Source organism: Nocardiopsis sp. TSRI0078, assembly GCF_001905145.1.
Classification (GTDB): Bacteria; Actinomycetota; Actinomycetes; order Streptosporangiales; family Streptosporangiaceae; genus Nocardiopsis.
This window is the reverse complement of the sequence record NZ_LWLB01000023.1, coordinates 422899-437570: the sequence shown is the minus strand read 5'-3', so window position 1 is coordinate 437570 and position 14672 is coordinate 422899. Positions and strand designations below refer to the sequence as shown.

13 protein-coding genes are annotated in these 14672 nt (G+C 72.5%); 7 read left to right on the top strand and 6 right to left on the bottom strand.

Going from position 1 to position 14672, the window contains the following annotated elements:
* Positions 1-28 precede the first annotated feature (28 nt).
* The 3 genes from A6A08_RS16205 to A6A08_RS16195 all read left to right on the top strand — a co-directional run bounded on the left by A6A08_RS16205 (position 29) and on the right by A6A08_RS16195 (position 3605).
* Positions 29-1243 (top strand): cytochrome P450, encoded by a 1215-nt coding sequence (locus A6A08_RS16205; RefSeq protein ID WP_073703420.1) that lies wholly within the window; start codon positions 29-31, stop codon positions 1241-1243.
* On the top strand, positions 1243-2499 hold the full coding sequence (locus A6A08_RS16200) for a cytochrome P450 (protein ID WP_073703419.1): 1257 nt from the start codon (positions 1243-1245) through the stop codon (positions 2497-2499). Before A6A08_RS16205 ends, A6A08_RS16200 begins: the two co-directional genes overlap by 1 nt.
* A 149-nt stretch (positions 2500-2648) precedes the next feature.
* Positions 2649-3605, top strand: a complete 957-nt coding sequence (locus A6A08_RS16195) for a hypothetical protein (RefSeq protein ID WP_073703418.1) — start codon at positions 2649-2651, stop codon at positions 3603-3605.
* Positions 3606-3647: 42 nt separating this feature from the next.
* Here the strand turns inward: A6A08_RS16195 and A6A08_RS16190 are convergent, their stop codons facing one another.
* Entirely contained in the window at positions 3648-5132 is a 1485-nt protein-coding gene (locus tag A6A08_RS16190; RefSeq protein WP_083609146.1) for a nucleobase:cation symporter-2 family protein, read from the bottom strand.
* A 463-nt stretch (positions 5133-5595) separates the two neighbouring features.
* On the opposite strand from A6A08_RS16190, the gene A6A08_RS16185 reads away from it, so the two are divergent.
* Positions 5596-6411 carry a hypothetical protein gene (locus tag A6A08_RS16185; RefSeq protein ID WP_143181779.1) on the top strand — a complete coding sequence of 272 codons (816 nt, stop codon included), beginning with the start codon at positions 5596-5598 and terminating at the stop codon, positions 6409-6411.
* A gap of 56 nt (positions 6412-6467) precedes the next feature.
* On the opposite strand, the gene A6A08_RS16180 is transcribed toward A6A08_RS16185, so the two are convergent.
* The 4 genes from A6A08_RS16180 to A6A08_RS16165 form a co-directional block, all read right to left on the bottom strand.
* Positions 6468-7634 (bottom strand): hypothetical protein, encoded by a 1167-nt coding sequence (locus A6A08_RS16180; RefSeq protein WP_073703416.1) that lies wholly within the window; start codon positions 7632-7634, stop codon positions 6468-6470.
* A 3-nt stretch (positions 7635-7637) separates the two neighbouring features.
* Entirely contained in the window at positions 7638-8912 is a 1275-nt protein-coding gene (locus A6A08_RS16175) for a hypothetical protein (RefSeq protein WP_073703415.1), read from the bottom strand.
* Entirely contained in the window at positions 8909-9643 is a 735-nt protein-coding gene (locus A6A08_RS16170) for a hypothetical protein (protein ID WP_073703414.1), read from the bottom strand. The genes A6A08_RS16175 and A6A08_RS16170 overlap by 4 nt, the downstream gene beginning before the upstream one ends.
* Before the next feature lie 68 nt (positions 9644-9711).
* Positions 9712-11397 carry an ABC-F family ATP-binding cassette domain-containing protein gene (locus A6A08_RS16165; RefSeq protein ID WP_073703413.1) on the bottom strand — a complete coding sequence of 562 codons (1686 nt, stop codon included), beginning with the start codon at positions 11395-11397 and terminating at the stop codon, positions 9712-9714.
* A gap of 482 nt (positions 11398-11879) precedes the next feature.
* Between A6A08_RS16165 and A6A08_RS16160 the strand changes: the two genes are divergently transcribed.
* The 3 genes from A6A08_RS16160 to A6A08_RS16150 all read left to right on the top strand — a co-directional run bounded on the left by A6A08_RS16160 (position 11880) and on the right by A6A08_RS16150 (position 13830).
* Positions 11880-12131 carry a hypothetical protein gene (locus A6A08_RS16160; protein WP_199866948.1) on the top strand — a complete coding sequence of 84 codons (252 nt, stop codon included), beginning with the start codon at positions 11880-11882 and terminating at the stop codon, positions 12129-12131.
* 173 nt (positions 12132-12304) lie between these two features.
* Entirely contained in the window at positions 12305-12685 is a 381-nt protein-coding gene (locus A6A08_RS16155) for a hypothetical protein (protein WP_083609145.1), read from the top strand.
* Positions 12686-12864: 179 nt separating this feature from the next.
* A complete protein-coding gene (locus tag A6A08_RS16150; RefSeq protein WP_073703412.1) occupies positions 12865-13830 on the top strand; it encodes a TIGR03557 family F420-dependent LLM class oxidoreductase in 966 nt (321 codons plus the stop codon).
* Positions 13831-13860: 30 nt separating this feature from the next.
* Here the strand turns inward: A6A08_RS16150 and A6A08_RS16145 are convergent, their stop codons facing one another.
* Complete coding sequence (locus tag A6A08_RS16145) at positions 13861-14487, bottom strand: restriction endonuclease (RefSeq protein ID WP_073703411.1); 627 nt, start codon at positions 14485-14487, stop codon at positions 13861-13863.
* Positions 14488-14672: the final 185 nt, after the last annotated feature.

Genomic DNA, 14672 nt, shown 5'->3' with positions numbered 1-14672 from the left:
CCCTCTCCCCGCCAACGGAAGGTCCGCGATGGGTGAACCCGTCCGGCTGTACGACGAACGCTTCAACACCGACCCCGGCGGCTTCTACCGGCGGATGCGCGCCGAGCACGGTGCGGTGGTGCCCGTGCTCATGGAGGGCGACCTCCCCGCCTGGCTGGTGATCGGCTACCGCGAGCTCCACCACGTCCTGAGCAGCCCCGACGTGTTCGCGCGCAGCCCGCGCCGCTGGAACGCCTGGGACCGGGTGCCCGAGGACTGGCCGCTGCTGCCGGTCCTGGTACCCCTGCCCAACCTGCTGTCCGCCGAGGGCGAGGAGCACCGGCGCCGCACGGCCGCGGTCAACGAGGCCCTCGACGGGACCGACCCCCACGAGCTGCGCACGGTCCTCACCCGGCTGGCCGACCGCCTCATCGACGGTTTCTGCGCCTCCACCGGAACCGACCTGCGCACCCGGTACGCCCAGCGGCTCCCCTCCCTGCTGCTGTGCTGGATGTACGGCCTGGACGACGACCGGGGCGAGGCGGTCACCACCCTCATGGGCACCCTGTTCGACGCCGGGCCCGACTCCGTCAGGGCCCACGCCGAGATCGCCGCCGAGTTCAGCGAGCTCGTCGCCGCACGCCGGGCCGACCCCGGGTCGGACGTGGTCTCGCGCATGATCGCCCACCCCGCGGGCTACGGAGACGAGGACCTGGTCGCCGAACTGGTCGCGATCCTGGGCGGGGCCCACCAGACCACCTCGGAGTGGATCGGCAACGCCCTGCGCCTGATGCTCACCGACGAACGCTTCTCGACCTCCATGGCGGGCGCCCGCAGCAGCGTGGGCGAGGCCCTGACCGAGGTCCTGTGGGAGGACTCCCCCTCCCAGATGAACGCCGGGCGCTTCGCCGCCCACGACGTGGAGCTGGACGGCAGGCTCATCCGCAAGGGCGACCTCGTCCTGCTGGGCTTCGCTGCGGCCAACAAGGACCCCCGCCTGCGGGCCGGGGGACACGCCGAGGCCGTCCGGGGCAACCACGCCCACCTGTCCTTCTCCCACGGCGAGCACAGCTGCCCCCACGCCGCGCGGGGGATCGCCGAGACCATGGCCGTCACGGCCGTGGAGGTGCTGCTGGACCGCCTTCCCGACGTCGAACTGGCCATCCCAGCCGAACAGGTGCGCTGGCGGCCCTCCCCCTGGGTCAGGGGAGTCGTGTCGCTGCCGGTCACCTTCACCCCCACACCCCCGCAAGGAGCGCACTGATGTCCTGCCCCATGCAGCACACCGCCGACGGAGTCCCCGTCCTGCACGCTGTCCCCGACGACGTGCAGGCCGACAGGGAGCGTTTCTACCAGGCCGGCCCCGTCACACGGGTCGAACTGCCCGGAGGGGTCCGGGCCTGGGCCACCACCCACCAGGAGGCCAGCCGCGCCACCCTCAACGACCCCCGGTTCGTCAAGAGCGTCGACCACTGGGACGACTACCAGAGCGGCCGGGTCCCCGAGGGCTGGCCGCTGATGGGCACGATCCCCACCGACAACACCAACATGCTGGCCCAGGACGGCGCCGCCCACCGGCGCATGCGCCGGCTCATCGCCAGCCCGTTCTCCGCGCGCCGGGTGGAGCGCCTGGGGCCGCGCATCGAGGAGATCACCGCCAGGGCGCTCGACGCCCTGGAGCCGCGCTCCGGCGAGCCCCTGGACCTGAAGTCGGAGTTCACCTTCAAGGTGCCCATGGGGGTGATCGGGGAGCTGTACGGGGTGGCCGAGTCCGAGTACGCCCAGCTCGGCGAGATGTACGCCAAGCTCTTCTCCGGAACCACCGAGGAGGGCGAGCACCTGCGGATCTACGGCGCGCTGTTCCAGATCTTCTCCGAGATGGTCGCCCGCAAGCGCGCCGGCATCGACGAGCACGACGACTTCACCACCGACCTGCTCAGGGCGGGGGAGGACGGAGACTCCCTCAGCGACACCGAGATCACCATCACCCTGCTGACCGTGGTGGCGGCCGGGCACGAGACCACCGTCAACCTGCTCAACAACACGGTGCGCGCCCTGCTCGCCCACCCCGACCAGTTCGCCATGCTCAGGCGGGGCGAGACCACCTGGGAGGCGGTGATCGAGGAGACGCTGCGCTACGACCCCCCGAACAACGTCATGATGTTCCGCTTCGCCACCGAGGACGTCGAGATCGAAGGTGAGACCATCCGCAAGGGCGAGGCCCTGATGACGCACTACGGCGCGGCGACCCGCGACCGCGCGGAGTTCGGGGAGGACCCGCACCCGGCCGTCTTCGACCCCGCGCGGACCAGGGGGCGCCACATCTCCTTCGGGTACGGCCCGCACATCTGTCCCGGAGCACCGCTGTCGCGCCTGGAGGCGAGGATCATCCTGCCGATGCTCTTCGAACGCTTCCCCGACCTGAGGCTGGCCGTCCCGGACGAGGAGCTCCAGATCCAGGCCGCGCTCTCGGTCACCAGCCTCAGGGAGTTCCCGGTGGTGCTGCGCCCCCGGCGGTAGCGGCCGGGCGGCATCCGGGCCGGCCCGGACCTCGTCTCCCGTGCCGGCCGGCCGTACCAAGAACTCCTTACCCCGCGCAGCCCCTGCGTTGACGGTCCCGGGCCGTAGGCTCACCTGGCCGCGGTTTCTCATGGGGGGAGAAAACGGACATGACGCCGATTCGGCTGACCGTCGCCGCAGCCCTGGCCCTCCTCGTCGCCACCGGCTGCGGACCCGCGCAGGAGACAGCGCCGGCCGCCGGCGCGGCGGGGGCCGGGCGGACGCCCGCGCCCACCGACCACGCCGGTCCGCGACCCCGGGACCCCGGCTCCGTCGGTGGGCTCCGCTCCGCGTTCCCGGGAGCGGGCGGCCCGGTGCCCGAGCCCGCCGCCGAGCCCCTCGGAGGGCCCGCCGACCGGGGACCGGGGGAGGGGAGCGCCTCCCGGAAGGACACGTCCGGGGAGGGCGCGCCCGAGGAGGCCGTGGCGGCGTACGTGGCGGCCCTCTCCCGCACCGGGGAGCCCGAACGGATGCGCGAGGGGCTGGAGCTCACCGCCGAGGACTCCACCGCCCGTACCTACCTCGCCCACCGGGCGGCGGTCGCACGGGCCCGGGCCGACGGGGGCGACCCCGCACGGGACACCGGGGTGGAGCGCACCGGGGACGGCTACGAACTGTGCCCCGCCGCGGGCCCGACCTCCGATCCGGCCTGCACCGCCTACGGCGGCTTCACCGCGCGGGCCGGCCTGATCACCGGCCTGCTCGTGAACGGGCGCGACCCCGGGCCCGGCCTGCTGGCCCCGGAGGGGGTGGAGGCCGGGTCCGAGGGGGTGCGCGCCACCCTGCTGACCGCCTACCAGTCCGTCACCGACAAGTCCCTGGTGGTGACGGCCGAGTTCACGGCCGACGCCAACGCCAGCCTCGACCTCCCCCACGCCGTCTACCAGCGCGGGGAGGGCCGCGAGGTGCGGGCAGAGGACGCGGTGGGGCGCTACGAGCTCGACGCCGGCGGGTCCACCCACGCCGCGTTCTCCTTCCCCGGGGCCATCCCCGGCGGCACGCTCAGGGTGAGCGGCTGCCTGGAGGAGTGCTCGGCCCTGGTCGACATCGCGCTGCCCGTCCGGTGACCGGGCGGGCAGCGCGACGGGACCGCCCCCGCGGACCGCTCACTACCGGACGGGGTCCCCGTGCTCCTCGTCCGAGGGGCTGGTGTCCGGCGCCACCTCGCCCGCGGGCTCTCCTCCTGCGGGTCCCCCGCTCGAGGACCCTGCGTCCGAGGACTCCTCGTCCGACGGCACGGACGCGGCGGGGTCCTTCGACGACCCCCACATGTTGAAGAACGCGTTCAGCAGCAGGGCCGACACCGCCGCCGCCACGATCCCCGAGTGCAGGATCATCGCGGCCCAGGCCGGGAAACCGTCGTAGAAGGCCGGGGCGGCCACCGGGACCAGCCCGAAGGCCATCGACACGGCCACCACGACGTGGTTGTGGTTGCCCTCGTACTCCACCCGGGACAGGCTGCGGATGCCCGCGGCCGCCACCGACCCGAACAGCACCAGCCCGGCGCCGCCCAGGACCGGCGAGGGAACCACCGCCACCACGCGGCCCAGGACCGGGAACAGGCCCATGGCGACCAGGAGCAGGCCGCCGACCGCCACCACGTAGCGGCTCCGGACCCTGCTGAGGGCGATCAGCCCGACGTTCTGGCTGAAGGTGCTGCCGGGGAAGGAGTTCAGCAGCGGCCCCACGACCGAGCTGAGCGCGTCGGCGCGCAGGGCGTCGCCCAGCCTCCTGCCGTCCACCCGGGTGCCGACCACCTCGCCCACCGCGAGCGTGTCCGCGACCCCCTCGGTGAGGATGACCAGCATCACCAGGCACATCGTGACGACGGCCGCGATCTGGAACTCCGGAGGCCCGAAGCGCAGCGGCTGCCCCAGGGAGAACACCGCCCCCTCGGAGACGGAGGAGAAGTCCACCTGGCCCAGCGCGGCGGCCAGCAGGGTGCCCAGTACCAGGCCCAGCAGGATCGACATCCTGTTCCACACCCCCGGCAGCACCTTGGACAGCACCAGGGTCACGGCCAGGGTGGCCGCGGCCAGCCCGAGCCCGGTCGGCGTGGGCACGCCGGACTCGGCGTTCTCGGTGATCCAGCCCACCGCCACCGGGATGAGGCTGAGGCCGATCACCGCGATCACGCTCCCGGTCACCACCGGGGGGAAGAAGCGGATGAGCGAGGCGAAGAACGGCGCGATCAGCAGGCCGAACAGGCCCGCCACGAGGGAGGCGCCGAACACCGCGGGCAGGCCGCCGTCGCCCGCGATGCCCACCATGGCGGTGACGGGGACGAAGGAGGTGCCGATGACCAGGGGCAGGCGGGCGCCGAACCGCCACACGCCCAGGGTCTGTACCAGCGTCGCCAGCCCGCTGACCAGCAAGGCCGCGCTGACGAGCACGCCCATCTCCGTCGCGGACAGGCCGACCGCGCCCCCGACGATCAGGGGCGGTGTGACCACGCCCGCGTACATCGCGAGGATGTGCTGGAGGCCGTAGAGGACCATCAACCGCGCGGGCGGGCGCTCGTCCTCGGGACGGGGCGGGGTGTCGGGGGCGCCCGGCGCGGGTCCGGGGGCTCCGGGGGTGCGGGAGGGCTTCATGCGGGTCCTTCGGTTCGACTGCGCGGGCATGTCGGAGCCGGTACGGACCGTCGCGCCGTAGCGGACCGCACTGTTCCTCCGACATCGTCGGTTCTGGTGTGGTTCGCAGACAACTACGGCCGTATTACATCCGCCCACCGGATGTGTTGCCGCGCGGTCACGCCGCCGGCCGCCCCCGGTCCGTACGTGGTCCCACCGACGGAGTGAGGGAAGGCGGGGAGGCCCGTCGCACGGGATCGTCGCCGGACGATGGTGAACCGTTTCCCGTCTCGGCGTCGAAGGGATTTTCCGTACTTTGCGTAGACCCTCTGGTGACCTTCTGTCGCGGTGTCCTTTTGTGGCCACCCGGGAAGACGAGTTCGACCTTCTGTCTGCCCGTGCGTGTGCTAGGGATGTGAGGTCGTCCGGTTCTCTTGTGAATCAGAGGCGATTCCCCCATGTCCCCCGAAGAAGGCGCCTTGGTATGTCCCTCACCAGATTCTGTTGGCCTGCCGCCCTTTTGACCCTGGCCCTGCCCCTGTCCGCGTGCTCCTCCGGAGCCGTACCGGACACCGCGGGAGAGGCGGCGTCGCCGCAGGAGGCCGTACAGGAGAAGCGGCCCTCGCCCGAGGAGCCCTCCCCCGAGGCGGGTCCCGCCGAGGACGCCCTGTCCTACATGGAAGCCGTGGGTGCCGGAATCAGCCGGGAAACGATGGAGGAGGGACTGGTGTACGCCCATCCCGACCACCCGGCTCACGGTTATCTCCAGCAACAGGCGGACGTCTTCCACGCCAACATCGTCAGCGGTTACTTGTCGGAGCCCGACTCGGTGGAGCTGCGCGGTGAGGATATCCAGATCTGCCGAAGCGAGGGCTGTACCACTTTCAGCGATTTCACCTACGTGGACGGGCTCCTCAGCGATTTCCGGGTGAACGGCAACCCCATCAGTGAGAACTTCTATCCCGGATCGGCGAGCGACTCCCGGGACGGTGTGAGCGTGTCGGTCGCCAGCAGCTACCACTCCTTCCAGTCGAACGCCTTCATGGCGGTCCTCGACGTGGAGACCGACCCGGATACCGGGGTGAGCGTCACCGGTTCCCTGCACACCGGGGATGACGGAACCATCGCCGACCTCGACCCGTTCTCCGGGATCACCGGCCAGGACTACTTCGCCCCGGGGGCGGCGGGCCAGGTCGTGTTCCAGTACCGGGACGCTCGGCCGCCCGGGGAGATCGAGGTGTTCCTGTCGTGCGTCGAGGGGTGCTCGGACGAGGTCGGCTTCGCCTTGCCTCTCGGCTGATCCCGCTCCCGTGGCGGGCACTTCCCAGGCGTACTCGGCCTCGTGGTCGAGTACGCCTACCGGCGGTGCTCGCCGCGCAGGACCCGTGCGGGCACGTCCGTGGCCAGGGTGCCGTATCCGGTCGCCGCCCACACGCTGTGCTCGGGCGGCACCGAGTAGTAGGGCAGTGGACGCGCTCCGGTGGAGTCCAGGACCGACGGCGGAGTGTGGTACTTCCTGACGGCCTTGCGGCACTCACGGCACGCCATGACCCTCACCGAGTCGAACGAGGCGGGGGAGCGCCATCGGACCGGTGCCTTGCCGCCGTCATGGCGCGGGTCGAAGAAGCAGTGCGCCGGTCTGATCTCACCGTCCAACGCCGCCTCGCACATGTCCAGCAGGACGTGCACGCCCACCAGGTCGGACTTGTCGGTGGCGGAGTCGAGCACCTTGGCCGCGGCGGCGTAGGCCTCGAGAGCCTGGCGGACCTTCTCGGAGGAGTCCTTCCTTCCGGACACCCGCCGCCCGCATCCGGTGAGGCGTTCGGCGAGCCGGGCCCGGTACTCGTCCTGCTGGGCCTGGTCGACGCCGGCGGCGACCGTCTGGGTCAGCGGAACCACCCGGACCGGACGACGCGACCACCAGCGCACCCCGAACCAGAGCGCCGCGGCGGCACCGCCGCCCGCGGCCAGGAGCCACCAGGGCGTACCGGAGCCGCCATGGAGGTCCTGGTAGGCCTCCGGTGCCGTACCGTCCTCCACCAGGTCCACGACCCTGCGCAGCCGTTCGGCGAGGGAGGCCTCGGCCAGGCCGGGGTCGCCGTTGACCGCCGCCGCGGCCAGCTGGGCCGTGTCCATCCCGTCGACCACGGTGTCGTCCATGCCGTACTGGGCTCCGTGGACCGTCACCCCGTCCCGGCCGACGGCGAGGAAGTACCCGCGCGAGTCCGCGGAGTGCGCCATCTTGGCCGGGTAGCCTTCCAGCCTGCTCTGCTGGGCGATCAGTACCACGTAGACCGGTACCTCCGACTCCTCCAACCGCTCTCGCAACGCCTCCTCGGCCGCCGTGTCCACGGCCGCCTGGTGGGTGGGGCCGACGTAGAGGGGGTCGTCCAGCGCGGCGCGCCCGCGGATCGAGGCGGCCTCGTCATAGCGCCAGGTGGCGTCGGCGTGCGCGGAGGACATCGGAGAGAGGGCGAGGAACACGGTGAGGACGGACACGAAGGACAAGAGGAGCGCTCGCACCGCTCACACCTCCAGTTCTTTGCGGATACGGGCGAAGGCGTGCTTCGGCGCGGCGATCGCCTCGGCCCAGGCGTCCTTGGCGTAGCGGTAGTGGTGAGGCCTCCCGTCGACCAGGAGGGGCAGGGAAGGCGTGAGAGGGCCAAAACGCAGGTCGAGCCGCTTCGTCGAGCAGCGGGTGCAGACCTCCCACCATCTCAGGCGCCGCCGGTGGGCGTACTCGCGGCGCCTGCGGCAGGCCGCGCCGTGCAGCGGGTTGATCTGGCAGGGCTCCCGTAGCGGTAGGTCGGGGTGTGTGATCGATTGGGCGCCGTTGCGGGCGACGACGACCGCGCAGACCATGGCCTGCGGAGGCAGCCCGGGAGACCGGGCGATCAGCCCGGCGGCGTCGTAGGCCTGTACGGCCCGGTCACGCCCGGGATGGTTCTCGGGCGCGGCCTCCACGAGCAGACGCAGGCGGCGCAGTTCACGGCTCAGCACCGGCTGCAGCCACCAGCGCCATGCCCGGTTGGGCGCCCTCCTGGGTCGGTACGGATCACCGGCGAGCTCGCGTAGCGCGGCCCACGAACGGAGCAGCCACCTCACTTGCCACCCCGGGGGCCGCCACGTCGGGGGCCTGCTGAACACCACCCGTACGGCCATGAGAGCCAGGCCGATGAGAGCCCCGGGGAACAGTGCCGCGGACCAGAACCGTTCGGCGTCGCCGCGCGGTCGCTGGAGCGTGTCGCGGTCGCTGGGCGGGACGTCCGCGGTGAGCTCGCTGGAGGCCACGGAGCCGCGCGGAGCCTGCGCCACCAGGTCCAGGACCTGTTCCGTGCGTGAGTCGTGGGCCGGGCTGAGGCCGTCCGTGTCCACGTCCGGGAGTCGGACGGGGCTGTCGAAGGCCGCGAGGGCCACCCTGCGGTCGCCGGTCATCGCCACGTACACCCCGTCGCGTCCGGAGACCTCGTGCAGGGCCTGCAGGAACAGTGCGGGCCGACCCGCGGTCTCGTCGTCGGGTACCGACGGGTAGACCACCACGCGGACCTCCAGGTCCACCAGGGGCTCGGAGAGCAGACGCTCCTCCACCCTCTCCAAGGAGTTGTCCGTCCACCGGTCGCGCAGATCGTGGTGGACGTACAGAGGGCCGTCCTCCAGCTCCCCGGCGATCCGCTCCACTCGGGACAGGTCGGTGATCTCCGTGACGGAGCCGTCCGCCCACACGGGAGAGGAGGGTGCGCACAGGGCGAGGGCGGCCAGGACCGTGGACAGGAGGGCACGCCGTACGCGCGCGGCGCTCACCGGTCCTCCTCCCGCCGTGCCGGCCGCCCGTGCCAGTACCAGCGCAGGGCCGCGGCGACCGCCGCGTAGGCCAGGAGGACTCCCACGGTTCCGCCCGCGAACGACACCCATCCGTACTCCCGCCAGGCCAGGACGGCACGGGGCGACTCGTCCGCCACCCGGCCGGTCTCGGAGGCCTCCACGTCCGTCCGGGACTCGACCTGTGCCCAGGCCTGCTCCGCCAGCTCTCCCACGTCGGGCTCCTCGGACACCCGCAGCACGCGTTCGAGTCTGTCCCCGGGCAGCTCGTACCAGCCGCCGGTGAGGCCCGCGTACTCCACGGCGCTCACGGGGATCCCCACGGACCCGAGATCGGCGTGGCCGATGTGGAGGCTGTCCACGGGCAGCACCAGGAGGGGACGGCCGCTGTGCTCGTGGACGGCCGAGGCGAGGTCGCTCGCGGCGAAGTACTTGCCCCGGCTCGCCATGACCACCACGTCGACGGTGACGTGGTACTCGTCGAGCAGGACACGCAGGTCGTCGACGGCCGCATGCCGGTCCAGGAGTCCGGCGAGCTCCTCCTCCACGAACACGCCGTCGTGCTCCTCCAGCATGCGGGCGTAGAACGCTCCCGTCTCGGAGGAGAACGAGCGGTGGTCCGGCGCGGCGTGTGCCATGGCGGGGGACCCCAGCAGGGCGGCGAGGAGGCCGATCAGGGGCAGGGAGCGGGCGATGGATGGGGGATGTCGCATTAGTTGCTTTCCGGGGCTTATGTGAGCTTTATCAGGCTATCGCGCACCCTGGACCCCGGAGCGGCCCCCTACCGGGCGCGGTGCACCCGCCCCTCGTCCCACACCGGGTCCGGTGCCTCGTACACGTCTTCGTCCGCGCCGAAGACCACGAACCGGTCGAACCCGCGCGCGAACCAGCGGTCGTGCGTCACCGCCAGGATGGTGCCCTCGTAGGCCTCCAGCGCCGACTCCAGTGCCTCCGCCGACACCACGTCCAGGTTGTCCGTGGGCTCGTCCAGCAGCAGCATCGTCGACCCCGACAGCTCCAGCAGCAGGATCTGGAACCGCGCTTGCTGCCCGCCCGAGAGCGTGTCGAAGGTCTGCTCGGCGGACGGAGCCAGCTCGTAGCGGTCCAGCGCCCGCCCCGCCTCGTCGCGGGGCACGCCCCTGCGGGTGCCCTCGCCGCGGTGCAGGATGTCCAGGAGCGTGCGGCCCGTGAACTCGGGGTGCTCGTGGGTCTGCGCGAACCAGCCCGGGAGCACCCGGGCGCCCAGCCGCGCGGTGCCGGTGTGCTCCACCGGGGGCACACCCACCCGCTCCTCCTCCGGCAGCGCGGAGGACTCCGGGTCGCTGCCGCCCCCGGCCAGCAGCCGCAGGAAGTGCGACTTGCCCGAGCCGTTGGAGCCCAGCACCGCCACCCGCTCGCCGTACCAGACCTCCAGGTCGAACGGGCGCATCAGCCCGGTCAGCTCCAGTGCCCCGCACACCAGGGCGCGCTTGCCCGTCCGCCCGCCCCGCAGCCGCATCCGCAGGTTCTGCTCCCGGGGCAGCCTCTCCGGCGGCCCCGCCTCCTCGAACCTGCGCAGCCGGGTCCGGGCGGACTGGTAGCGCGAGGCCATGTCGGAGTTGTAGGCGGCCTTTTGCTTGTAGGTCGCCACCAGCGCCCTGAGCTTGGCGTGCTCCTCGTCCCAGCGCCGCCGCAGCTCGTCCAGCCGCGCGAACCGCTCCCGGCGGGCGTCGTGGTAGGTGTCGAAGGCGCCGCCGTGCACCCACGCCGTGTTGCCCGCCGCGCCCAGTTCGACCGTGATGATTCGGTCCGGGACCCGGCTGAGCAGCTCCCGGTCGTGGGAGACGAACAGGACCGTCTTGGGGGAGGCCAGCAGCGCCTCCTCCAGCCAGCGCTTGCCCGGCACGTCCAGGTAGTTGTCCGGCTCGTCCAGCAGCAGCACCGGCGCCGGTCCCCGCAGCAGGGCCTCGATGACCAGGCGTTTTTGCTCACCACCGGAGAGGGTGCGCACCTCACGCCACCGGCACCGCCCGTAGGGGGTGCCCAGCGCCGCCGTGCAGCACTGGTCCCACACGACCTCGGCGTCGTAGCCCCCCGCGTCGCCGTAGCGGGCGATGGCCTCGGCGTAGCGCATCTGCGTCCTCTCGCCGTCGTCGACCATCATCGCGGTCTCGGCCGCCTCCAGGTCGGCGTGCGCCTCGCGCACCGCCGCGGGGGAGACCGACACCAGCAGCTCGTGGACGGTGGTCTCGTCGCGCACGTGTCCGACGAACTGCGGCATCACTCCCAGTTCGCCGTCCAGGGTGACCGCGCCGCCCTGGGAGCGCTGCTCGCCGCGCACGATCCGCAGCAGGGTGCTCTTGCCCGCGCCGTTGGCGCCCACCAGCGCCGCCTTGGACCCCTCGCCCACGCGGAAGGACACCGAGTCCAGCAGGACCCGGCCGTCGGGCAGCGTGTGGCCGACCTGGTTGACGTCGATGTAGCCCAAGACCGCTCTCCACGTGGGTTTCCGCCGGACGCGCCGACCCCCGTGCCGGCGCCCCGGAAGGCTTCCACGGCGCGGCGAGCAGCCGCAACCGGTTTTCCCGGGCGCGGACCCGGCCCATCTCCAGGAGCCCCGGGCAGCGCAGCGGTGCCCGCCCACGGTCCCTGCGGGCCGTGGCCTCCCCGGTCCCGGCGTAGGGGCCGAGGAACCGTGCGGCCGCGTCGCGGCCCGGCCTGTCCGGACCGCCCCGCGCGGTCCGGTCCGGCCACCCGCCGCAGCACTTCCGGAACAGCCCTCAGGAAGAGAACGCGGATTCCCGGACGGCCCTTTCCCCTTCCTCGCGTCCGGAAATAGGAAACGGAAAGCGTGCGACCCCACGGGGGAGGAGCACACCATGGGTGACAAGGAGCGGGCCGCGAGGGACACCGCCCGACCGGACGAGGAGCCGACCGCTGAGCTGACGGCCGAGGCCCGGGCCGGGGGGCGTGGACACGGCCGACCTCGAGAACGCCGCCGAGCTGACCCTGACGGCTTTCTGCTGGTGGCGCTCCGACATCCCGCAGGAGGTATGCGAAGCCTACTGGCGCGACGTGCACGGGATCATGTTCGCCCGGGTCCCGGGCCTGTGGCAGCGCCGGCGGCTGCGCCTGGCGGCCAACCGCCCCGACCTCTGGCCGGCGGTCCGGGGAACGGTTGTTTCGGGAGAATGCCCTGTGGTCGCTGACTTTCCATGGTAGTAATTGCACTCCTGCCCTTTTGTCGGCAATCCCCCATTCCTGTGGAGGCCTCGGTGACCAGCGGACCGAATACGCCCCATGGCCCGCCGGGCCCGCATGGCCACGGCCCCGTCCCCCCTTCCACGCACCCTCCGGCGCCTCCCGCGCGCGGAGCCGGATCCGCCCCGCTCCTGGTGTCCGTCGGCGTCGCGATCGGACTGGTGCTGGGAATCGGCGGAACCCTCACGGTGAGCAGCATCGACTTCTACGGAGCCAGAAGCCCTTTCGAGGGTGCTCTGGAGGCCTGCGACCTGACGGACCGTCCGACCGCCGTCCTCGGCGACGACGGCCGTTCCCTGGACCTCGACCACAGGGGCGAGGGCGACGCCGCCGGGCTCACCACCGACCAGCTGCACTGCGTCCTCGACGAACTGGAGGCGCCGGACAGGGTGATCTCCCGGATGCAGCGGACCCGCGCCCTGGACGGGCACCAGACGGACGAGTGGAGCGGCGTCGAGGCCTCCTGGATCTACCATCCGGACACCGGCCTGGACGTGCTGCTGACCCTGCTGTGAGACGGCGGGGGCGGGAGGACCCGTCCGTCCCCGCCCGTCCACCCGTCCCCGTGCCGCCCGCCCGGCGTGTACTGACGCGAGCAGGACGTCACACAGGGTAGTTGTAGGGGGGTCTGATGCGGGCGGCCGCGGCACGCGGAGCCCAGGGGAGCGGACCGAACCACCGGGCGGGGAAGCGGATGCAGATCGGGTACAAGCTGGCGACCGAGGCCTTCGGGCCCGAGGAGCTCATCCGGCAGGCGGTGCTGGCCGAGCGCGCCGGGTTCGACTTCGTGGAGATCAGCGACCACTTCCACCCCTGGCTGGACAACCAGGGCCACTCGCCCTTCACCTGGACCGTCCTCGGCGCCATCGCGGCCAGGACCGAGCGGATCGGGCTGGCGACCGGGGTGACCTGCCCGACCGTGCGCTACCACCCGGCGATCATCGCCCAGGCCGCCGCGACCCTGGCCCTGGTCTCCAAGGGGCGCTTCGTCCTCGGGGTCGGCTCGGGAGAGCGGCTCAACGAGCACGTCGTCGGCCAGGAGTTCCCCGACTCCGTCCACGTGCGCCACGACATGCTGCGCGAGGCCCTGGTGATCATCCGGCTGCTGTGGAGCGGCGGCTACCAGTCCTACGAGGGCGACCACCTGCGCCTGGAGGACGCCCGCGTGTTCGACCTGCCCGAGGAGGCGCCGCTGATCGCCGTCGCCGCCAGCGGCGGGGTCTCGGCCAGGATCGCCGCCGAACTCGGCGACGGCCTCTTCGCGACCGAGCCCAAGCCGCAGATCGTGAGCGACTACCGCGACGCCGGCGGCGACGGTCCGGGCTACGCCGAGGTCCCCATGGCCTGGGCGCCCGACGAGCACACCGCCGCACAGGCCGCCCTGGAGACCTCCCGGTGGGCCCTGACCGGGTGGAAGGTCATGAGCGAGCTGCCCAACCCGGTCAACTTCGCGGCCGCCACCGCCACGGTCCGCGAGGAGGACGTCCTGGGCCACTTCGCCTGCGGCCCGGACCCCGAGCGCTACGTCGAGGCCGCCCGGCCCTACGCCGACGCGGGCTTCGACCGCCTGGTCATGCAGAACGCCGGCCCGGACCCCGACGGGTTCATCGACTTCTACCAGCGGGAACTGGACGGACGCCTGCGCGCGCTGGCCTCCTGACCGGCCGGGGCGGACCCTGCGGAGACCTCCTCACAGCCGCGGCGGCTCCGGAACGTCGGTGCCGCCCATCCACCGGGCCAGCCCGTCCCGGTCCACCAGGACCATGTGCCCCTCGCCCTCGCGGGCCGCGGCCTCGGTGAACCCGTTGGAGGCCACGAACATCCCCTGGTAGTCCCGGTAGCTGGTGCTCAGGACACCGATGAGGGCGCGGACCTCGTTCGGCGGCACGGGGTGGTTCCACCGCTTGCACTGCACCGCCACCTTCCGCCCGTCCGGAGCCCGGCCCAGCACGTCCACCCCTCCGTCCTCGGCCCCGCCGACCACGGTCACCGCGGTGTAGCCGTGCACCCGCATCAGGCCGGCGACGTGCTCCTCGAACTCCGTTCCGGACATGCGGTCGACCTCGGACAGGTCGACCAGCGCGAGCGCCCGCGCCTCCCGGGCCAGGCGCATCCGCGCGCGGGCCCACCACACAAGGGCGGCCGCCACCAGCGCCGCCGCGACCCACAGCAGCGGCCGCGCCGCGCTCAGCGCCACCCACGTGCCGACCATCAGTGCCACGACCATGGCCAGGACCAGGGCGTACCGGTGGCGCCACACGAACCGCCACTCCCTGGGTCTGGCGTTCGTCCCGCTGCCGGAGGAGGTGTTCGTCATGAGTGGACACCTGCCCCGTACGCGCGGATCGTCACATGGATCCCGCTCCCGCCGCCCTGTGGGGATCGCCACCGCACCGCGCGGCCCCACGGGGAGCGGCGCCCCCGTCCGCCGAAGACGTCTACGGTGGAGCACCATGAACCCCCGTACGCACCCCGCCCGACCCCGAACGGGCACCTGATGCC

Coding starts and splice junctions, on each gene's coding strand:
- A6A08_RS16185 (WP_143181779.1), top strand. CDS start 5,596: ATGTCCCTCACCAGATTCTGTTGGCCTGCCGCCCTTTTGACCCTGGCC.
- A6A08_RS16205 (WP_073703420.1), top strand. CDS start 29: ATGGGTGAACCCGTCCGGCTGTACGACGAACGCTTCAACACCGACCCC.
- A6A08_RS16150 (WP_073703412.1), top strand. CDS start 12,865: ATGCAGATCGGGTACAAGCTGGCGACCGAGGCCTTCGGGCCCGAGGAG.
- A6A08_RS16200 (WP_073703419.1), top strand. CDS start 1,243: ATGTCCTGCCCCATGCAGCACACCGCCGACGGAGTCCCCGTCCTGCAC.
- A6A08_RS16145 (WP_073703411.1), bottom strand. CDS start 14,487: ATGACGAACACCTCCTCCGGCAGCGGGACGAACGCCAGACCCAGGGAG.
- A6A08_RS16190 (WP_083609146.1), bottom strand. CDS start 5,132: ATGAAGCCCTCCCGCACCCCCGGAGCCCCCGGACCCGCGCCGGGCGCC.
- A6A08_RS16195 (WP_073703418.1), top strand. CDS start 2,649: ATGACGCCGATTCGGCTGACCGTCGCCGCAGCCCTGGCCCTCCTCGTC.
- A6A08_RS16170 (WP_073703414.1), bottom strand. CDS start 9,643: ATGCGACATCCCCCATCCATCGCCCGCTCCCTGCCCCTGATCGGCCTC.